Below are 19,651 nucleotides of genomic sequence, written 5' to 3'. Positions count from 1 at the left end.
CCGGAGGTGAGCGCATGACCGAAACAGCGCCCGCGTCCGCCCAGAATCCGCCGCAGAGCTCGTCGCTGCGGCGGCTCGTTCCCCGCATCTTCTCGCGCACGCCCGCGCGCAACGGCGTCGAACAGCTCGTCCGCACGGTCCGCACGCATCACCCCAAGGGTGATGTCGCGATCATCGAGCGCGCCTACGACGTCGCGGCGGCGGCACACCAGTCGCAGAAGCGACAGAGCGGTGAGCCGTACATCACGCACCCGCTCGCTGTCGCGCAGATCCTCGCCGACCTCGGACTCGGGCCCCGCGCGATCGCCGCGGCGCTGCTGCACGACACGGTGGAAGACACCGACTACAGCCTCGACCAGCTCACGGCGGAGTTCGGCGACGAGGTCGCGATGCTCGTCGACGGCGTCACCAAGCTCGACAAGGTCAAGTACGGCGACGCGGCGCAGGCTGAGACGGTCCGCAAGATGATCGTCGCGATGTCGAAGGACATCCGCGTGCTGCTGATCAAGCTCGCCGACCGTCTGCATAACGCACGCACGTGGGGATTCGTACCGCCGGAGAAGGCGGCGAAGAAGGCCACCGAGACGCTCGAGATCTATGCGCCGCTGGCCCACCGCCTCGGCATCCAGGCCGTCAAGAGCGAACTCGAGGATCTCTCGTTCGCTGTGCTGCACCCCAAGCTGTACGCCGAGATCGACAGCCTCGTCAAGCAACGCACCCCGCAGCGCGAAGAGTACGTGCACACCGTCATCGATGCCGTCGAGTCGGATCTGCGCGATCTGCGCATCCGCGGCCGGGTGATGGGGCGACCGAAGCAGTTGTACTCCGTCTACCAGAAGATGGTCGTGCGCGGTCGCGAGTTCGACGATATCTACGACCTCATCGGCATCCGCGTGCTCGTGGGCACAGTGCGCGACTGCTACGCCGTGCTGGGTGCGATCCACGCGCGGTGGACGCCGATCCCCGGCCGGTTCAAGGACTACATCGCGACGCCGAAGTTCAACCTCTACCAGTCGCTGCACACGACTGTCATCGGTCCCGGTGGCCGCACGGTCGAGATCCAGATCCGCACCAACGAGATGCACCAGCAGGCCGAGTACGGTGTCGCGGCGCATTGGAAGTACAAGGAGCGGATGTCGGGCAAGAACACCGACACGAAGTCGGTGGATGCCGACATGGTGTGGCTCGCGCACATCTCCGACTGGCAGGCAGAGACCGCCGACCCCGGCGAGTTCCTCGACTCGCTGCGCTTCGAGATCGGTGCGAAGGAGGTCTACGTCTTCACGCCGAAGGGGCGTGTCATCGGCCTTCCTGCCGGCGGCACCCCCGTGGACTTCGCTTACGCCGTGCACACCGAGGTCGGCCACCGCACGATGGGCGCGAAGGTCAACGGCCGGCTCGTGCCGCTCGAGACGCCGCTGAACTCCGGTGAAGTCGTCGAGGTCTTCACCTCGAAGAACCCCGACGCCGGACCCAGTCAGGACTGGCTGACCTTCGTCAAGAGCACGCGCGCGCGCAACAAGATCCGCGGCTGGTTCACGAAGGAGCGCCGCGAAGAGGCGGTGGAACAGGGCAAGGATGCCATCGCCCGTGCGATGCGTCGGCAGAACCTGCCGCTGCAACGCCTGATGAACCAGGACTCGTTCACCGACGTCGCCCATCAGCTGCGCTACGAGGACGTGACGGCGCTGTACGCCGCGGTCGGCGAGGGACACGTGTCGACCCAGTCGGTGATCGAGAAGGTCACCGCGCTCGTCAGCTCGCAGGAAGACACCTCCACAGGCCCGATCGAGATCCCGCACGTGGGACGGTCGAAGGCTGCCCGCGGCGCCGACTCGGGCGTCTTGGTGCGTGGCGCCCCCGACATCCTCGTCAAGCTGTCGAAGTGCTGCACGCCCGTGCCGGGCGACGAGATCGTCGGCTTCGTGACGCGCGGCAGCGGCGTGTCGGTGCACCGCGCCGACTGCACCAACGTGCGCTCGCTCATGGACGACCCGGAGCGCATGATCGAGGTGTCCTGGGCGCCGACCACCAAGAGCGTGTTCCTCGTGCACATCCAGGTCGAGGCGCTCGACCGTTCGGGGCTGCTCAGCGACATCACGCGTGTGCTGAGCGAGCACCACGTGAACATCCTGTCGGCATCGGTGCAGACGACCAACGATCGTCTCGCGCTGAGCCGCTACGTGTTCGAGATGGGCGACATCGTGCACCTCGACCGGGTGCTCAATGCCGTGCGCCGCATCGACGCCGTCTACGACGTGTATCGCGTCACGTCGTCCTGACGGCCCGCAGGAAGGCGAGTGCGGGTCGCTTGTGGTGCACCGCCCTGCCGTCTTCCAGCAACTGCTGCGCTTCGGCGGCCAGTTCTGGTCGCCATGCCAGGAGGCTCGCGACGGCTGACGCGGTGTCCTCTCCCGCGCAGTGCGCGCGGATGAGATCGGTGAGCGTGTATGCGGGGGTTGTCGCCCACAGGCATCCGACCCAGGTGAGGTACCGCTGCTCGACAAGGTGACCGCGGTACTCCAGGCGCGGATCGATGACCTGGTTGCCGCGCACCGCCACCCGGCGCTGCACCGTGTGGCGGGCCGGCGCAGCTGCTGTCGCCCCGTGCAGCCATGCCGCGGTCTGCCGCGTCACGGCGACGGTCTCGGGGATGCTCGCGCGCAGCGACGCGGCGCGCAGCTCAGGCGTCTCCACCGCATCGGTCGGCATGAACGCCTCACCGATCTCGACGAGATCGCCGTCCAGCCGGGCGCCGGTCAGTTCGGCTGAGGACAGCCGCTCACTCGCGAAGTACAGAAACGTCGACGACATGCACGTGAGTGTGCCAGCCGGCGCAGCGCCGTGGGGCGCTGGTGCCGCCGAATGTGGAAAGTTGCCGCGATTCCGCGATTGGGGAGGAGGCGGTCAGCCGCCGAGTGCCTTGAGCCAGCCCTTGCGTGCCTCGAGCGCCTCGGTCGCCTTCGCGATCGCGCGCTTGTCCTTGGATGCCTCGGCCCCTGCGAGGTCGGCCTCCAGGCCCGCGATGGCATCGCGCAGCTGCTGCGTCATGTCGTTCTGACGCGCCTTGGTCTCGGGGTTGTTGCTCTTCCAGTCGGCATCCTCGCGGGACTTCACGCCCTGCTCGATCTTGCGTAGATCGTCGTCGAGCGCGCGCTCGGCCTCACGCGGATAGATGCGACCGATCTCGTCCCACGCACGCTGGATGCGCGTGAGCAGCGTGCGGGCCTTCGCAGTCTCCTTCTCCTTGGGCACCGCAGCGGCCTCGACGAGGAGGGCGCGCTTGGCCTCGATCTTCTCGCGGGACTCCTCGGCGTCGGCCTGCTCGCGCTCGGCACGCGCCGCGTACAGCGCGTCGCCGGCCGCTTTGAACCGCGCCCACAGTGCGTCGTCGACCTTCTTGCCGGCGCGACCGGAGACCTTCCACTCATCCAGCAGCGTGCGGTACGCGCCGATGCCGTCCTCGCCCTTGCCGGCGAGCGCTTCTGCACGCTCGACGAGGCGGGCTTTGGCATCGCGGGCGCTCTTGTGCTGCTCGTCCAGACCTGCGTAGAACTCACGGCGGTGCTTGTCGAGCGTCGCGCGGGCATCGCGGAATCGCTTCCACAGCTGCTGGCTCGTGCCCTTGGGCAGTCGCGGCCCGGTGGCCTGGTGCGACTGCCACTGCTCGAACAGGGCCGTGACGTCGGCCGACGTCTGTTTCCACTGGATCGTCTTGGGGTCGCGTGCGGCGATCGCCTCGATGCGCTCGACGAGCGCCGTGCGCTCGGCGATGGCGCCGTCGACGGCTTCGCGCTGTGCCTGTGCCTCTTCGGCGGATGCCTCGCTGAGAGCAGCATCCAGCGCCGTGAGCCGGGCCTCAAGCGCCGCGAGGTCACCGACGGCAGCAGCGCCGACGACGCGCTCGCGCACAGCCTTCGACGTGGCACGCAGATCGGATGCAGAGGCGCCGCCACCGAGGTGACGCGTCTCGAGCAGCGTGACCTCGCCGGCGAGGTCGGCGTACTTGCGCTCGAAGTAGGCAAGGGCCTCGGCGGGAGTGCCGTCCGGGTATTGGCCGACGACGCGCCACGACTCGCCCTCGCGCACCGAGACGGTGCCGTCGTCTTCCACCCGGCCAAACGACTCGGCGGGTGCCGTGACGATCGGGGTGACCGCGGCGCGCTGCGCCGGCGGCTTCGGAAGCGGAATACGCGACGGGCTCGGTACGGGCGGGGCCGGCGTGGCGGGAGCGGGAGTCTCCGCCGCGGGTGCCTCGTCGGCGGGAGCGTCCTCAGCCGGAGCTTCCTCAGCCGGAGCGTTCTCCGCGGGAGTCTCCTCCGCGGCATCCGCCGGGGCGTCGTCGGTTGTGGGCTCCGCAGCGGCGTTGTCGGCGGCGGCGTCGATGGTCGTCTCGTCGACGGCGGGCTCGAGCGGAGCCGTCTCGTCGGTCGAGGAAGAAGTGGCGTCAGTCACGCGCCCCAGCCTATACGGCGGCGGGGCAGGAGACAGGCGGGTTCGCCGGTCAGGGAGCCGGGGTCTCGGTCGCCGTGTCGGTCGCCGCGGGCGACTCTTCGACAGCCGGGGTCTCCGAGACGCTCGGCGTCGGCGTGGCGGTCGCGGTGGGCTCGGGCACCGGGGCGCCGGGTCCGAGCGTGTAGTAGGCGATCTGGCCGCCGACGACGGCGAGGATCAGGACGCCACCGGCGATGCCGGCGATGAGGTTGTCACGGCGACGACGTGCGATCAGACCCTCGTGGAACTCCTGGCGTGCCTGATAGACACGGGTGCGCTCCCGCTCGTCGCGTGACTGTCTCTTGCCTGCGCCCGCTGCCACGGGAACCTCCTTCGTCCCCGGTGTGCCGGGCCGCACAAATCCTATCCCGGCACGCTCTCTGCTTCCGGCGCGCGCCGCCGCGTCGGTGGCCACGGTTAGCCTGGACAGGTGGCACAGGCATCCGCTCTCTTCCAAGGTCAGACACCGCTGGCCGTGCGCATGCGCCCCGTTTCGCTGGACGAAGTCGCCGGCCAGTCGCATCTGCTGCGGCCGGGGTCGCCCCTCGTCGCACTCGCTGACCCCGCCGGCAGTGCCAAGAACGCCGTCTCGGTGATCCTGTGGGGCCCGCCGGGAACCGGCAAGACGACGCTCGCCCAGGCGATCGCCCGCACCTCGGGTCGGCGGTTCGTCGAGCTGTCGGCTGTGACGGCCGGCGTCCGCGACGTGCGCGAGGTGATGCAGGATGCCATGACGCAGCGCGATCTGTACGGCACGTCGACGATCCTGTTCCTTGACGAGATCCACCGCTTCACCAAAGCGCAGCAGGATGCCCTGCTGCCCGGCGTCGAGAACGGTTGGGTCATCTTGATCGCTGCGACGACGGAGAACCCGTCGTTCTCCGTCATCTCGCCGCTGCTGTCGCGGTCGCTGCTGCTGACGCTGCAGCCGCTCACCGACGACGACCTCGGCACCCTCATCGACCGGGCGGTGACCGACCCGCGCGGTCTGTCGGGCGCGATCGAGTTGACACCCGAAGCGCGCACGGCGCTGATCCAGCTGGCATCCGGCGACGCACGTCGGGCGCTCACATCGCTGGAGGCTGCCGCGTCGATGGTCGACCCCTCGACGGACTCGGAGACCGGCAGCGTGATCACCGCCGAGCAGGTCGCCCAGGCCGTCGATCGCGCGCTACTGCGCTACGACCGACAGGGCGACGAGCACTACGACGTCATCAGTGCGTTCATCAAGTCGATCCGCGGATCGGACGTCGACGCGGCGATCCACTACCTCGCGCGGATGATCGAGGCGGGGGAGGACCCGCGGTTCATCGCGCGGCGGCTCGTGATCTCGGCATCCGAAGACATCGGCCTCGCCGACCCGCAGGCGCTCGTCATCGCGACGGCGGCGGCCGACGCGGTCGCGTTCATCGGGATGCCCGAGGGGCGGATTCCGCTCGCCGAGGCGACGGCGTATCTCGCGACGACCGCGAAGTCCAACGCCGCCTACATGGCGATCGACAAGGCGATCGCCGATGTGCGCGCGGGCGGGTTCGGGCGCGTGCCGACCCACCTGCGCGACGCGCACTACCCGGGTGCCAAGCGGCTCGGCCACGGCAAGGGGTATGTGTATCCGCACGATCTGGAGGTGGGCGTCGCGACGCAGCAGTATCTGCCCGATGAGCTGCGCGGCCGCCACTACTACGAGCCCACCGGCCGCGGCCTCGAGCGCGACATCTCCGCCCGCCTGGAGAAGATCCGCAAGATTCTGGGCGAGTAGACCCAAACGGCCGGCCCGGCCCCATCGGGGGAGCGATGGCTGGATGCTCGCCGAAGAGGACGTCGGCCGCGAGGGCGACCGATTCCTCCGCGCACCAGGTGGTGGTATGGAATTCGGCGAGCGCGCTGACGATGCCGTCGGCGCGAGTTCAGCGCGACGCTGACACGACCGTCAGCTGGTACCGCCTCGACACGCTCGGCACGGACGCCCTGCCGTTCCATCCCGTCAGCCGCTCGATCTGGGCCGGTGACAATATCCCTCTGAGGGATGTAGCATGAGTGATGTGCATCACGTGATCCTGGGACTGCTGCTCGACGGCCCGCTATCGCTGTACGACCTGCAGAAGCGGTTCGCGGGCGGCCTCGCGCACTTCTACAGCGCCAGTTCCGGCAGCATCGAACGTGCGCTGCGGCAGATCGTGGCGGTCGGCCATGCCGTGACCGAGGACGATCCGGACAGCAGGCGGCGGCGCCGTGTGTACCGGATCACGCCCGACGGGGCCGACGCCTGGCGCGACTGGATGCACGCGCCGACGGCCCGGCGGGCCGACGCCGAGACCACCGCGCTCGCGAAGGTGTTCCTCCTCGGACGCGTCGCCGACGCGGGGGAGCGGCGGGAGGTGCTCGCCGCGATCCGGGGAGAGGCCGAGGCCTCAGCAGCGAGGCTGCGTGCGCTCGCGCGCGACCTCGACGCGCAGTCATCCGACCTCGACGAGGCGGCTCGAACGCTGTTCGCGCCGCAGCGCGCGACGCTCGCGTACGGGCTGCGCGCGCACGACACGCTGATCACGTGGTTGCGCGAGTGCGAGGCCGACTTCTCATGACCGAGACGATCCCCGCCCCGCGGCGGCGCTGGTTCACGCTCGCGGCCGTCGTCGCGGCGGTCGTCGCCGTGGTGTTCTCGACGGTCGGCGACGGCGTCGAGGTGCCCGACGCGACCGGGGCGCGGCGGGTCATCGTCGACCTGGGGCACCAGGGCGTCTGGGTGCTGCTGGCCGGCGCCCTCGCCGCCGCAGCCACCCGCGGTCGCTGGGGGCGGCCGTCGCAGGTGCTGGCCGTCGGCGCCGGCATCCTCTATCTCGTGTTCCTGTCCGCGGTGTTCCTGTGGCCGTGACTGTCGCGTGCGCGGTCGCGCTGGCGCTGCTCGCGGGCCTTGCGGTGCTGCAGCTGGCCGTCGCGTGCGGCGCGCCGGGGGGTCGGCTCGTGTGGGGCGGAGCGCATCGGACGCTTCCGCGCCGTCTGCGGTGGGCGAGCGCGGCATCGGTCCTGCTCTACGCCGGGATGGCGTGGCTCCTCGTCGATCGCGCGAGCGCGACGCCGACGGAGTTCAGCCGGGTCGCGGCGTGGATGCTGTTCGCGTACTTCTGCCTCGGCGTCGCCATGAATCTGGCATCCCGTTCCCGCGCCGAACGGGCCGTGATGACGCCCGTCTGTCTGGTCCTGGCGGGGGCGACGCTCGTCATCGCGGTCGGCTGACGCGCTCTGATAGACTTGATCGGCTCGAAACCGTGTTTTCGGGCATCCCCCTCTTCTGACGAAGACCTCTCGGCGTGCCCCGGCGTGCAGTCCGAGCAGGGCGAAGAGCGGGAGATACGTCCGCGAGCCGTGACAGCCACGGCCGCGTCAGCAGAAGGAGAACTTCGTGGCTACGAAGTCCCAGGACCGCCGCAAGGTGCGCCTCTCGCGCGCTCTCGGCGTCGCCCTCACCCCCAAGGCAGCCAAGTACCTCGAGAAGCGTCCCTACGCTCCGGGTGAGCACGGCCGCACCAAGCGCAAGCAGGACAGCGACTTCGCCGTCCGTCTGCGTGAGAAGCAGCGTCTGCGCGAGCAGTACGGCATCCGCGAGAAGCAGCTGCGCAACACGTTCAACGAGGCTCGCCGCAAGGACGGCCTGACGGGTGAGAACCTCGTCGAGCTGCTCGAGATGCGTCTGGACGCGCTCGTCCTGCGCGCCGGCTTCGCCCGCACCACGGCACAGGCCCGCCAGCTCGTCGTGCACCGTCACATCCTCGTCGACGGCCAGCTCGTCGACCGCCCGTCCTTCCGCGTGAAGCCGGGTCAGCTCATCCACGTCAAGGAGAAGAGCGAGGCGCTCGAGCCCTTCCAGGTCGCCGCTGCCGGTGGCCACGCCGAGGTGCTGCCGAACGTTCCGGCCTACCTCGAGGTCGAGCTCGACAAGCTGCACGCCCGGTTCGTGCGTCGTCCCAAGCGCGCCGAGGTGCCCGTCACGTGTGACGTGCAGCTCGTCGTCGAGTACTACGCAGCGCGCTAACTGCGTTTCGACTCGCTCGTCTCGCGAGGCGAGCGGGGCACGAAGGGCGTCGGGGTCTCCCGGCGCCCTTCGGCGTTTGCACCTAACATGGAACCCATGAAGAACGTCCTCTGGTTCGTGCTCGGACTCGCCGGCGGCTTCGTCGCCGCGCACTTCGTCGACAAGGACCCGCGCGGCCACGAGGTGCTCGCCGAGGTCGATGCGCGCATCACGGAGTTCACCGACCGGATCGGCGAGGCGTACCGCGCGCAGGAGGCGAAGATCGACGGCATCGCCGCCGATGTGAAGGATGCCACCGCCACGACGCGGGATGCCGCCGCTTCGCTCGCCGACTGACCCCCGCCCGCTGCCGCGCTCTGAGAGCGCGCGGCTGAGCCCTGCCTGAGGACCCCTCGCAATGAAGACCGCTGAAATCGCCCAGCGCTACCTGGACTACTTCCAGAAGCAGGGGCACACGATCGTGCCCTCCGCCTCGCTCGTCACCGATGACCCGGCGCTGCTGTTCACCGTCGCCGGCATGGTGCCGTTCATCCCATATCTGTCGGGAGACGTGCCCGCCCCGTACAAGCGCGCGGCGGACAACCAGAAGTGCATCCGCACCAACGACATCGAAGAGGTCGGCAAGACGCCGCGGCACGGCACGTTCTTCCAGATGCTCGGCAACTGGTCGTTCGGCGACTACTTCAAAGAGGGCGCGATCCGCTTCGCGTGGGAGCTGCTGACCAGTTCCGAAGAAGACGGCGGCCTCGGCTTCGACCCGAAGGACCTGTGGGTCACGGTCTACGAAGAGGACGACGAGGCGCACGAGCTCTGGAGCACGCTCACCGATCTGCCCGTCGAGCGCATCCAGCGCCTCGGCAAGGACACAAACTACTGGTCGACGGGCCTGCCCGGTCCCGCCGGCCCCTGCTCGGAGATCTTCTTCGACCGCGGCCCCGCCTACGGCATCGACGGGGGGCCGGCCACCGACGACGACCGCTACGTCGAGATCTGGAACCTCGTCTTCATGCAGTACGAGATCACCGACGTGCGCTCGAAGTACGACTTCACGATCGTGGGCGAACTTCCCAACAAGAACATCGACACCGGCATGGGTCTCGAGCGCATCGCGTTCATCAAGCAGGGCGTCGACAACATGTACGAGACCGACCAGGTGCGTCCCGTGCTCGACAAGGCTGTCGAACTCAGCGGCAAGACCTACGGCGCGAACCACGAGGACGACGTGCGCTTCCGCGTCGTCGCCGACCACGTGCGCTCCTCGCTCATGCTGATGAGCGACGGTGTGACGCCGTCGAACGAGGGTCGCGGCTACATCCTGCGCCGGCTCATGCGTCGGGTCATCCGCGCGATGCGCCTGCTCGGTGTCGACGGGCCGACGTTCGCCGAGCTGTTCGCGGTGTCGCGCGACGCCATGAAGGAGTCGTACCCCGAGGTCGAGAGCGACTACGCGCGCATCTCGCAGTACGCCCTCGCTGAAGAGGCGACGTTCCTGCGCACGCTCGCGGCAGGCTCCGAGAACCTGGATGCCTCGATCGCAGCCGTCAAGGCCGCCGGTGGTGACCGCCTCGGCGGCGCCGAGGCGTTCCTGCTGCACGACACGTACGGCTTCCCGATCGACCTCACTCTCGAGATCGTCGAAGAGGCCGGTCTCACCGTCGACCGAGGCGCATTCGACACGCTGATGGCGGAGCAGCGCGCCCGCGCGAAGGCCGATGCGCGTTCGCGTAAGCGTCAGCTCGCCGACACGAGTGTCTATCGCGACCTGCGCGGCAAGGGCGAAACGGTCTTCACCGGGTACAGCGACCTTGAAACCGAATCGACGGTGCTCGGCATCCTGAACGACGGCGTGCCCGTGCAGCGCGCGACCGAAGGTCAGATCGTCGAGGTCATCCTCGCCGAGACGGCGCTGTACGCCGAGAGCGGCGGCCAGGTCGCCGACAAGGGCGTCATCGTCGGGCCCGGATACGAGCTCGAGGTCGTCGACGTGCAGAAGCCCGTGCCGGGCCTCATTAGCCACACGGTTGAGGTCACGAGCGGCGAGGTCGGCGTCGATCAGGCCGCGACCACCGTTGTCGACGCCGTCAACCGCCGCGCCGCGCAGCAGGCGCACTCGGCCACGCACCTCGTGCACGCGGCCCTGCGCGACACGCTGGGCAAGACGGCGACGCAGGCCGGTTCGCTCAACCGCGCCGGCTACCTGCGCTTCGACTTCGCGTGGGGTCAGGCCCTGTCGGATGCCACCAAGACCGAGATCGAGGAGATCGCCAACAACGCGGTCCGTGACAACCTGCAGGTCACGACACGCGTGCTGTCGCTCGACGAGGCGAAGGGCCTCGGTGCGATGGCGCTGTTCGGTGAGAAGTACGGCGAGACCGTGCGCATGGTCGACATCGGCGGGCCGTGGTCGCGTGAGCTGTGCGCGGGCACGCACGTGTCGACGTCGGCCGAGATCGGACTCATCAACCTCGTCGGCGAATCGTCGGTCGGCGCCTCCAACCGGCGCGTCGAGGCCCTCGTGGGTCTCGATGCCTTCCGCGAGCTGGCCGCCGAGCGCGCGCTGGTCTCGCAGCTGTCGGCGTCGCTGAAGACCCCCAAGGACCAGTTGCCCGCGCGTATCGCGGATCTGGCGGCGAGCCTGAAGGCGGCGGAGAAGAAGATCGCCCAGTTCGAGGCGAAGGCGCTCGAGGGGCGCGTCCCTGCGCTTGCCGCATCGGCACGCACCGAGGGCCCGTATCGCCTGGTGGCCGAGTCGATCGGCACCGCGGCATCCGGCGACGACGTGCGCAGCCTCGCACTCCAGGTGCGCGAGCGTGTCGGGTCCGGCGCCGTCGTCGCCCTCGGTGCCGAGGTGGCCGGTCGGGCCGTCGTGATCGTCGCGACCGATGAGACCGCTCGCACCTCGGGTGCGAAGGCCGGCGTCCTCGCGAAGGCCGCTGCGGCCGCGCTCGGCGGAGGCGGCGGTGGCCGCGACGACGTCGCGCAAGGCGGCGGCACGGATGCCTCGGCGCTGCCCGCAGCGCTGACCGCCGTCGTGACCGCGCTGGCGGCGACGACCGCGTGACCGGCTTCCGGCGCGGGGTGCGCCTCGGTGTCGACGTGGGCAAAGCGCGCGTCGGCGTCGCGCGCTGCGATCGCGACGGCCTGCTCGCAGTGCCCGTGGAGACCGTCGCGCGGACCGATGCTGCAGCTGCGCGCATCGCAGCGTTGGCAACCGAGTACGAGGCGTTCGAACTGCTGGTGGGCCTTCCGGTGAGCCTGTCGGGGGGAGACACGGCATCCACCGACGACGCGCGCGCGTTCGCGGCAGAGCTGGCGACCGCAACCGGGCTTCCCGTGCGGATGGTCGACGAACGACTGAGCACCGTCTCGGCGCACGCGGCCCTGCGCAGTGCTGGTCGTTCCCAGAAGTCTTCTCGTAGGATTGTCGATCAAGTCGCGGCGGTCGTGTTGCTTCAGCAGGCCATCGACGTCGAGAAGAGCACCGGTACCCCGGCCGGCGCCGTCCTTCCTGAGACGCAGGAGCCTGCCTGATGCCCGAAACCCCGCACAGCGACGCACCGACGAGCCGCCGCGCGGCGCGGGAAGCCGCACAGAACGCCGCGGCGGAGCAGGCCGCGGCGGTCGAGTCTGGGCCGGCGGCGGCGGACCCCGTCGCGGCTGCGACGGCTGCGGCGCCTGCACAGGCCGCGCCCCAGCCGGCTGCGCCGGCCGCCCGCACTCTGGACGCCCTGTTCGAGCCGGACGACGACGAGCGCCACCGCCAGGCGCGGCACCAGCGCGACCGGCGCAAGAGCCGCATCGCCGGGTGGGTTGTCTTCGGCGTCATCATCGCGATCCTGGGCGGTCTGACGGCCGGCGGTTTCTACGTCTGGAACACCTACGAGGACAAGATCCGCGAGTTCATGGGCTGGGAAGAGCCGCGCGACTACGAGGCGGGCATGGCGACCGGCGAAGTGGTCATCACGATCGCCGACGGCGACATCCCCGCAACGATCTCGCAGACGCTCTACGACGCGGGCGTCACCAAGACGCCGACGGCGTTCTACCGCTACCTCGTCGACCAGGGCCTCAACCCGACGTTCTACCCCGGTTCGTACCAGCTGCAGCAACAGATGACCTCCGAGGCGGCGCTCGCGGCGCTCGAAGATCCAGCCAACAAGCTCGAGAACACCGCCCAGCTGCGCGAGGGGCTCACCGTCGACGAGAGCCTGTCGCTGTTGGCCGATGGCACGGGCATCCCGCTCGAGGACTTCCAAGCGGCCGTGGCGGATGCCTCGGTGTACGGCATCACGCCGGATCCCGACGTCGTCGCCGCGGGCGGTCAGCCGCTCGAGGGCTGGCTGTTCCCCGCGACCTACACGTTCGACCCGGGCACGACGGCGCAGCAGGTCATCCAGACGCTCGTCGACCGCACCGTGCAGTCGCTGGATGCCGTGGGGGTACCTGTTGACCAGCGGCAGGAGATCCTGACGATCGCCTCGATCATCCAGCGCGAAGCGCGGCTGGAGGATGACTTCTACAAGGTCTCGCGGGTGATCTCCAATCGCATCGCCGACGGCATGCAGCTGCAGATGGACTCGACGGCGCAGTACGGCTACGGCGAGATGCACGACGGTACGGCGAGCTCGTCGGCCGAAGCCCTCGCCGACGACAATCCCTGGAACACGTACGTCGTCGACGGACTGCCCGTCGGTCCCATCTCGAACCCCGGCGACACCGCGATCGACGCGGCGATGAACCCCGCCGAAGGCGACTGGCTGTACTTCGTCACCTGGAACATGGACACCGGCGAGACGATCTTCTCGGCGACCTACGCCGAGCATCAGGCCGGCATCGCGAAGTGGGATGCCTGGTGCGCGGCGAACGACAACCGCGGGTGCTGAGGTCATGACCGGCTCTCTGCTCGAAGTGTGGGGCGATCCGATCGCACACAGTCTGTCGCCGGCGCTGCACGCGGCCGCGTATGCCGAGCTCGGCTGGGACTGGACGTACGGACGCCGCCGCGTCGATGACGCGGCCTTCGCGACCGAGCTGGCGAGTTTGGGCACGCAGTACCGCGGCCTGTCGCTGACGTTCCCGCTGAAGGGGGTCGCGTATGCGGCATCCGCCGAACGTGACCTGCCCGCCGAACTCACCGGCGCGGTCAACACGCTGCTGCTGACCGAGGCCGGGCCGCGCGGTTTCAACACGGACGTCGGCGGGATCGTCGCCGACGTCCGCGAGCAGGGTGTCGACGGAATCGACCGCGCGCGCATCGTGGGCGCGGGCGCGACAGCGACCTCGGCCCTCGTCGCACTGGCCGAGCTTGGCGCGACGCACGTCGAGGTCGTGGCACGCAGGCCGGCGGCGGCCGCGCCGCTGGTCGCGCTGGGGGAGCGGTTGTCACTCTCGGTCACAGCGGTGCCGCTGGATGCTGCAGCACCGGCATCCGTGCCCGTCACGATCTCGACGCTGCCGGGCGGTGCCGACCTGCCTGCCGATGTCACAGCGCGGCTCTCCGCCGGCGGCGGACTGCTCTACGACGTCGTTTACGGTCACTGGCCGACGGCGCTCGCGACCGCGTGGCAGGCGGCAGGGCACCCGGCGGTGAACGGCCTGGGCATGCTGTTGCAGCAGGCGGTGCGGCAGATCCGGATCTTCGCGACGGGTGAGGCGACCGATCCGCTCGAGCGCGAGGATGCCGTCGTGGCCGTCATGCGCCGCGCGGTCATGGGAGACTAGACGAATGCTCCGCGTGCTCACGGCCGGCGAATCGCACGGCCCCGAACTCGTCGCCTTCATGGAGGGCCTGCCGTCCGGCGTCCCGATTTCGCGCGCCGCGATCCAGGCGGATCTCGCGCGCCGCAAGCTCGGCTACGGCCGCGGCTCGCGCATGAAGTTCGAGGAAGACGAACTGACCCTCTCGGCCGGAGTCCGCCACGGCTTCAGCATCGGCAGCCCGATCGCGCTGCGCGTCGGCAACACCGAGTGGCCGAAGTGGACCGAGGTCATGAGCGCCGAACCGGTCGAGCTGACCGAGAAGTCGCGCGGCCGCGGCGCCGCGCTGACCCGCCCGCGCCCCGGCCATGCCGACCTCGTGGGCATGCAGAAGTACGGGTTCGACGAGGCCCGGCCGATCCTCGAGCGCGCGAGCGCGCGCGAGACCGCCGCCCGCGTTGCGCTCGGCGCGATCGCGCGCTCGTTCCTCGGTGAACTGGGCATCCGCCTCGTCAGCCACACGCTGTCGATCGGTCCGGTGCAGGTGCCCGAGGGCTCCGCGCTGCCGACGCCCGACGACGTCGATGCACTGGACGCCGATCCGCTGCGCTGTTTCGACGCGGCGACCTCGGCCGCGATGGTGGCCGAAGTGGATGCCGCGAAGCGCGACGGCGACACCCTCGGCGGCATCGTCGAGGTGCTCGCCTACGGACTGCCGCCGGGGCTCGGCTCGCACGTGCAGTGGGACCGGCGCCTGGACGGGCGGCTGGCGCAGGCGCTCATGTCGATCCAGGCGATCAAGGGCGTCGAGGTCGGCGACGGCTTCGAGACGACCCGCCGCCGCGGCTCCGCCGCGCACGACGAGCTCTTCGCCGCGGGCGAGGGCATCACCCGCTCGAGCGACAAGGCCGGTGGCACCGAGGGCGGCATGTCGACGGGTACCGTGCTGCGGGTACGGGCCGGCATGAAGCCGATCGCGACCGTGCCGCACTCACTGCGCACGATCGACGTCGCGACGGGTGAAGCCGCGACGGCGCACCACCAGCGTTCTGACGTGTGCGCTGTGCCTGCCGCCGGTGTCGTCGCCGAGGCGATGGTCGCGCTCGTGCTCGCCGAAGCCGTGCTGGAGAAGTTCGGCGGCGACGCGATCGCCGAGACACGGCGCAACCTCGAGAGCTACCTCGCTGCCATCCCGGAGTCTCTGCACACGGCATCCGACAGCGACCTCGCGCTCGGATGACGGTCGCGATCGTCCTCATTGGTCCGATGGGGGCCGGCAAGACGAGCATCGGACGCCGCGTCGCGAAGGCGCTCGGCGTGCCGTTCTCCGACACGGACGCCGCCGTCGTGCGTGAGCACGGCACCATCGAGGACCTCTTCGACACGCACGGCGAAGCGCACTTCCGTGAGTTGGAGCGCCAAGCGGTCGCCGCCGGGCTCGCCGGTGGTGGCGTCGTCTCGTTGGGCGGCGGTGCGGTGCTGCACCCCGAGACGCGATCCGCGCTGGGCGCACACCGCGTCGTGTTGCTGACCGTCGCGCCGGAGAATGTCGAATCCCGCATCCGCGGCTCGCGTCGCCCCCTGCTGCAGGACGAGGACCCGATCGCGCGCTGGCACGAGATCTACGCGGCGCGCAAGCCCGTGTACGAAGAGCTCGCCGACATCACCTTCGACACGTCTGGTGGCCCGTTGCAGGAGGTCGTTGACGCGATCGTGCAGTGGGCGCGTGAGCAGCAGGCCGATGCGGCCGAGCCCACCGATGAAGACGAGACAGGAGCACCCGAATGAGCGAGAACACCGTCATCCCCGTCGCAGGTGAACGTCCGTATGAGGTCACGATCGGCCGCGGCATCCTGTCGTTGGTCGCCGATGCGCTGCCCGATGCGGCGCGCAAGGTGCTCGTCGTGCACCCGCCGACGCTGGCGGCCCAGGCATCCGCGCTGCGCGATTCGCTGATGGCGTCGGGTGACCTGCAGGTGCTGCTGGCCGAGGTGCCCGATGCCGAGCAGGGCAAGCGCGTCGAGGTCGCGGCGTTCTGCTGGCAGGTCATGGGCCAGGCCGACTTCACGCGCACCGACGCCGTCGTCGGCTTCGGTGGGGGAGCCGTCACCGACCTCGCCGGTTTCGTCGCGGCGACGTGGCTGCGCGGCGTCGCCGTCGTGCAGGTGCCGACGACCGTGCTCGGCATGGTCGATGCGGCGGTCGGCGGGAAGACCGGCATCAACACGGCCGAGGGCAAGAACCTCGTCGGCGCGTTCTGGACGCCGACGGCCGTCATCTGCGACCTCGCGCTGCTTGACTCACTGAGCCGCAACGAGCGCGTCGCGGGCTTCGCCGAAGTTGTGAAGGCGGGCTTCATCTGGTATCCCGAGATCCTCGACCTCATCGAGGCCGACCCCGAGGCAGCTACCGACCCGACGAGCCCCGCCTTCCGCCGCTGCATCGAACTGGCCATCGAGATGAAGGCGAAGGTCGTCGGCGAGGACCTGCGCGAAGCAGGACTGCGCGAGGTGCTCAACTACGGCCACACGCTCGGCCACGCGATCGAGCACGCCGAGCGGTACCAGTGGCGCCACGGCGCCGCGGTCTCGGTCGGCATGATGTTCGCGGCCGAGCTGTCGCGTCTTGCCGGGCGGCTGTCGGATGCCGCGGCGACGCGCCACCGGACCATCCTTGAGCTGCTGGGTCTGCCCACGTCGTATCGTGCCGGCGCCTTCCAGCAGCTTCTTGCAACGATGCAGCGCGACAAGAAGACCCGCGGCGCGATGCTGCGCTTCATCGTGCTCGACGACATCGCCAAGCCGACCGTCCTGCAGGCTCCCGACGAGTCGCTGCTGTTCGCCGCCTACCAGGAGATCGCCGCATCGTAGGAGATCGTCTCGTCCGAGGCATCCGGTTGTTTCGCCCCATCCGGTTGTTTCGCCCCATCCGATTGCCTGCCTGTTCCCGCGCTGACACAGCTCCTGCGCCGACGCTCCTCCTGCGTCGACGCCACTCGCGCGCCCACACCTATGCCGCGCATGCTCCCGAACTGATCCTCTGAGCGGATCAGTTCGGGAACGTGCGCAGTCGGTGCTCCCCATCTGATCCTCTGAGCGGATCAGTTCGGGAGTGTGCCGACGTGACGACGGCCGGGCGGCGTTCAGGCTCCGATGTCGGTGGGGTGCTGGATCATCTCTGCATGGAGCACACCGAAAACCCAACGCGGACCGCCGACACGACGCTGGCCGCCGACACGACGCGGACGGACGCCGCGCGGACCGACGCCGCGCGGACCGACGCCGCGCGGACCGACGACGCGGCTGAGTCCGCAGGGCTCGATGTGTCCGGGTATGTGCGGCGCGTGCGAAGGCTGGCCGATCTGAGTCAACGGGACCTTGCCGAGCGTGTGGGCACCCCGCAGGCCGTCATCAGCCGAATCGAGAGCGGCGGTGACGTCAGCGTTCGTTCCTTCGAGCGGCTGCTTGCAGTTGCTGGCCTGCGGCTCGTGGTCGTCGACGCGAACGCGGGCACGGCTGAGCCGATGCCCCGTGACGTGTTCCGTGACCTCGGCGGTCGCCGTCGACCGGCACATCTGGACGTTCATGCCGAACCAGAGCGGCCGACGATGCAGATGCTCCTGCACGACTGTGATCCGGTCGCCCCCGGGGCCGCGTGGCATCACAAGCGCAGCGAACGTGACCGACTTCGTCGCCAGGCGGGGATCGACTCGCGAGCCGAACAGCTGAGCGTGAGCCTTGCGCGGCAGCAACCTGCCCTGCGACGCCCCGGCAGCAGCGATCGAAGGTCGGGCAGCGGCGAGCGATCGGCCGGAAGGACGACGCGCGCGGCGCCGACGAGCACGCGTGAACAGGCTGGTAGCGTGCAGGCGTGACCACCCGCCGCCTCCTGCTCGTCAACGGACCGAACCTCAACCTGCTCGGCATCCGCGAACCCGACGTCTACGGGCACGACACGCTCGCCGATGTCGAGAAGATTGTGACGGATGCCGCGGCGGCGCGCGGCTTCGCCGTGACGGCGGTGCAGTCCAACCACGAGGGCGTACTGCTCGACGCGATCCACGCCGCACGCACGACGTGCGACGGTATCGTGATCAATCCCGGCGGCCTCACCCACACCTCCGTCGTGCTGCGCGACGCGCTCTCGGGGGTCGCCCTGCCGGTTGCGGAGGTGCACATCTCCGACGTGTACGCGCGCGAGGAGTTCCGTCACCATTCCTACGTCCACGACGTCGCCGCTGTGCACGTCATCGGCGAGGGTGTCGCAGGTTACGCCCGGGCGACGGCACTGCTGATCGACGCCATCACGGGTGGTGCGGAGGGCTGAACCCGGCTATCCCGTAGAATCGTACGTCGGGCCTGCTTCGACGTGCTCAGCTGTCGCCCCCACGAACCTCAAGAACGGAACTCCACACTCATGGCATCCACCGCAGACATCAAGAACGGCGTCGTCCTGTCGATCGACGGGCAGCTCTGGAGCGTCATCGAGTTCCAGCACGTCAAGCCGGGCAAGGGCGGCGCGTTCGTGCGCACCAAGCTCAAGAACGTCGTCAGCGGCAAGACCGTCGACCGCACCTACAACGCCGGAGCGAAGATCGAGATCGAGAACGTCGACCGCCGCGACTTCACCTACCTCTACAACGACGGCGACAGCTTCGTCTTCATGGACGTCGACGACTACGACCAGCTCACCGTCGGTGCGGCGACCGTCGGTGACGCGGCGAACTTCCTGCTCGAGAACCAGCAGGTGCAGATCGCGCTGAACAACGGCAACCCGCTGTACATCGAGCTACCGGCATCGGTCGTCCTCGAGATCACGTACACCGAGCCGGGCCTGCAGGGCGACCGCTCGTCGGCCGGCACGAAGCCCGCCACCGTCGAGACCGGCTACGAGATCCAGGTGCCGCTGTTCCTCGAGACGGGCACGAAGGTCAAGGTCGACACCCGCACGGGTGACTACCTCGGCCGCGTCAACTGACCTCGGGCGCCTGACCAGATGAGCGCTCGCTCCAAGGCGCGCAAGCGCGCCCTCGACATCCTCTTCCAGTCCGACGTCCGCGGTGACGAGCTCGCGGTGACGCTCGCCGCCGAGGCGAAGCGGGCCGCGAGCGAACCGGCGCGTGAGGCCTCGTGGCTGTACGCGCGCGAGATCGTCGACGGCGTCATCGACAACCGTGACGCGATCGACGAGCAGATCGTCACGCACGCGCGCGACTGGAAGCTCGAGCGGATGCCGGCGGTGGATCGCGCGATCCTGCGGATCGGCGTGTGGGAGATCGTCTTCAACGACGAGGTGCCGACGGCCGTCGCGATCGACGAAGCCGTGGAGCTCGCGAAGGAGTTCTCGACCGACGACTCCGGCTCGTTCGTGCACGGCGTGCTGGCTCGCGTCGACCGCTCGTCCTGAGCAGACACGGCCCGCGGCGCGGGT

Annotated in this window: 21 protein-coding genes; 18 read left to right on the top strand and 3 right to left on the bottom strand. The window is 69.5% G+C overall.

Annotated elements, in window-relative coordinates; all coding sequences use genetic code 11:
• The first annotated feature begins 14 nt into the window (after positions 1–14).
• Positions 15–2,282, top strand: coding sequence for a bifunctional (p)ppGpp synthetase/guanosine-3',5'-bis(diphosphate) 3'-pyrophosphohydrolase (locus BGO46_RS06595; RefSeq protein ID WP_292679141.1), 2,268 nt, complete (start codon positions 15–17; stop codon positions 2,280–2,282).
• Here BGO46_RS06595 and BGO46_RS06590 read toward each other — a convergent pair.
• The 3 genes from BGO46_RS06590 to BGO46_RS06580 all read right to left on the bottom strand — a co-directional run bounded on the left by BGO46_RS06590 (position 2,269) and on the right by BGO46_RS06580 (position 4,816).
• Positions 2,269–2,814 carry an SAM-dependent methyltransferase gene (locus tag BGO46_RS06590; protein WP_292679142.1) on the bottom strand — a complete coding sequence of 182 codons (546 nt, stop codon included), beginning with the start codon at positions 2,812–2,814 and terminating at the stop codon, positions 2,269–2,271. The two genes, BGO46_RS06595 and BGO46_RS06590, sit on opposite strands and share 14 nt — an antisense overlap.
• Before the next feature lie 93 nt (positions 2,815–2,907).
• Positions 2,908–4,146: a DUF349 domain-containing protein gene (locus BGO46_RS06585; RefSeq protein ID WP_292679169.1), complete on the bottom strand. Its 1,239-nt coding sequence runs from the start codon at positions 4,144–4,146 to the stop codon at positions 2,908–2,910.
• 358 nt (positions 4,147–4,504) lie between these two features.
• On the bottom strand, positions 4,505–4,816 hold the full coding sequence (locus tag BGO46_RS06580) for a dioxygenase (protein WP_292679144.1): 312 nt from the start codon (positions 4,814–4,816) through the stop codon (positions 4,505–4,507).
• A 108-nt stretch (positions 4,817–4,924) separates the two neighbouring features.
• Between BGO46_RS06580 and BGO46_RS06575 the strand changes: the two genes are divergently transcribed.
• The 17 genes from BGO46_RS06575 (at position 4,925) to nusB (ending at position 19,627) form a co-directional block, all read left to right on the top strand.
• A complete protein-coding gene (locus tag BGO46_RS06575) occupies positions 4,925–6,253 on the top strand; it encodes a replication-associated recombination protein A (protein ID WP_292679146.1) in 1,329 nt (442 codons plus the stop codon).
• Between the two features lie 274 nt (positions 6,254–6,527).
• The gene (locus tag BGO46_RS06570; protein ID WP_292679149.1) at positions 6,528–7,076 is read left to right on the top strand and encodes a PadR family transcriptional regulator; all 549 of its coding nucleotides are present in this window, start codon (positions 6,528–6,530) and stop codon (positions 7,074–7,076) included.
• A complete protein-coding gene (locus BGO46_RS06565; RefSeq protein WP_292679152.1) occupies positions 7,073–7,366 on the top strand; it encodes a hypothetical protein in 294 nt (97 codons plus the stop codon). The genes BGO46_RS06570 and BGO46_RS06565 overlap by 4 nt, the downstream gene beginning before the upstream one ends.
• Positions 7,363–7,728 carry a hypothetical protein gene (locus BGO46_RS06560; RefSeq protein ID WP_292679156.1) on the top strand — a complete coding sequence of 122 codons (366 nt, stop codon included), beginning with the start codon at positions 7,363–7,365 and terminating at the stop codon, positions 7,726–7,728. Before BGO46_RS06565 ends, BGO46_RS06560 begins: the two co-directional genes overlap by 4 nt.
• 166 nt (positions 7,729–7,894) lie before the next feature.
• Positions 7,895–8,524, top strand: a complete 630-nt coding sequence (gene rpsD / locus BGO46_RS06555) for a 30S ribosomal protein S4 (protein ID WP_292897299.1) — start codon at positions 7,895–7,897, stop codon at positions 8,522–8,524.
• 96 nt (positions 8,525–8,620) lie between these two features.
• Entirely contained in the window at positions 8,621–8,860 is a 240-nt protein-coding gene (locus tag BGO46_RS06550) for an ATPase (protein ID WP_292676931.1), read from the top strand.
• 61 nt (positions 8,861–8,921) lie between these two features.
• Positions 8,922–11,585 carry an alanine--tRNA ligase gene (gene alaS / locus BGO46_RS06545; protein WP_292676932.1) on the top strand — a complete coding sequence of 888 codons (2,664 nt, stop codon included), beginning with the start codon at positions 8,922–8,924 and terminating at the stop codon, positions 11,583–11,585.
• Positions 11,582–12,055 (top strand): Holliday junction resolvase RuvX, encoded by a 474-nt coding sequence (gene ruvX, locus BGO46_RS06540; protein WP_292676934.1) that lies wholly within the window; start codon positions 11,582–11,584, stop codon positions 12,053–12,055. Before alaS ends, ruvX begins: the two co-directional genes overlap by 4 nt.
• On the top strand, positions 12,055–13,407 hold the full coding sequence (mltG, locus tag BGO46_RS06535) for an endolytic transglycosylase MltG (RefSeq protein WP_292676936.1): 1,353 nt from the start codon (positions 12,055–12,057) through the stop codon (positions 13,405–13,407). Before ruvX ends, mltG begins: the two co-directional genes overlap by 1 nt.
• Positions 13,408–13,411: 4 nt before the next feature.
• Positions 13,412–14,245, top strand: a complete 834-nt coding sequence (locus BGO46_RS06530; protein ID WP_292676938.1) for a shikimate dehydrogenase — start codon at positions 13,412–13,414, stop codon at positions 14,243–14,245.
• A 4-nt stretch (positions 14,246–14,249) separates the two neighbouring features.
• Positions 14,250–15,461: a chorismate synthase gene (gene aroC / locus BGO46_RS06525; RefSeq protein WP_292676940.1), complete on the top strand. Its 1,212-nt coding sequence runs from the start codon at positions 14,250–14,252 to the stop codon at positions 15,459–15,461.
• Positions 15,458–16,009, top strand: coding sequence for a shikimate kinase (locus tag BGO46_RS06520; protein WP_292676942.1), 552 nt, complete (start codon positions 15,458–15,460; stop codon positions 16,007–16,009). Before aroC ends, BGO46_RS06520 begins: the two co-directional genes overlap by 4 nt.
• A complete protein-coding gene (gene aroB, locus BGO46_RS06515) occupies positions 16,006–17,091 on the top strand; it encodes a 3-dehydroquinate synthase (RefSeq protein WP_292676944.1) in 1,086 nt (361 codons plus the stop codon). Before BGO46_RS06520 ends, aroB begins: the two co-directional genes overlap by 4 nt.
• A 311-nt stretch (positions 17,092–17,402) precedes the next feature.
• Positions 17,403–18,095 carry a helix-turn-helix transcriptional regulator gene (locus BGO46_RS06510; protein WP_292676946.1) on the top strand — a complete coding sequence of 231 codons (693 nt, stop codon included), beginning with the start codon at positions 17,403–17,405 and terminating at the stop codon, positions 18,093–18,095.
• A complete protein-coding gene (locus tag BGO46_RS06505; RefSeq protein WP_292676948.1) occupies positions 18,092–18,547 on the top strand; it encodes a type II 3-dehydroquinate dehydratase in 456 nt (151 codons plus the stop codon). The genes BGO46_RS06510 and BGO46_RS06505 overlap by 4 nt, the downstream gene beginning before the upstream one ends.
• 90 nt (positions 18,548–18,637) lie before the next feature.
• On the top strand, positions 18,638–19,198 hold the full coding sequence (gene efp, locus BGO46_RS06500) for an elongation factor P (RefSeq protein ID WP_292676950.1): 561 nt from the start codon (positions 18,638–18,640) through the stop codon (positions 19,196–19,198).
• 18 nt (positions 19,199–19,216) lie between these two features.
• Positions 19,217–19,627, top strand: coding sequence for a transcription antitermination factor NusB (nusB, locus tag BGO46_RS06495; RefSeq protein WP_292676952.1), 411 nt, complete (start codon positions 19,217–19,219; stop codon positions 19,625–19,627).
• Positions 19,628–19,651 lie beyond the last annotated feature (24 nt).

It is taken from the genome of Microbacterium sp. 70-16, assembly GCF_001898315.1.
Taxonomy (GTDB): Bacteria; Actinomycetota; Actinomycetes; order Actinomycetales; family Microbacteriaceae; genus Microbacterium.
The sequence above is the reverse complement of the archived record's forward strand: the minus strand, read 5'-3'. Positions and strand labels throughout refer to the sequence as shown.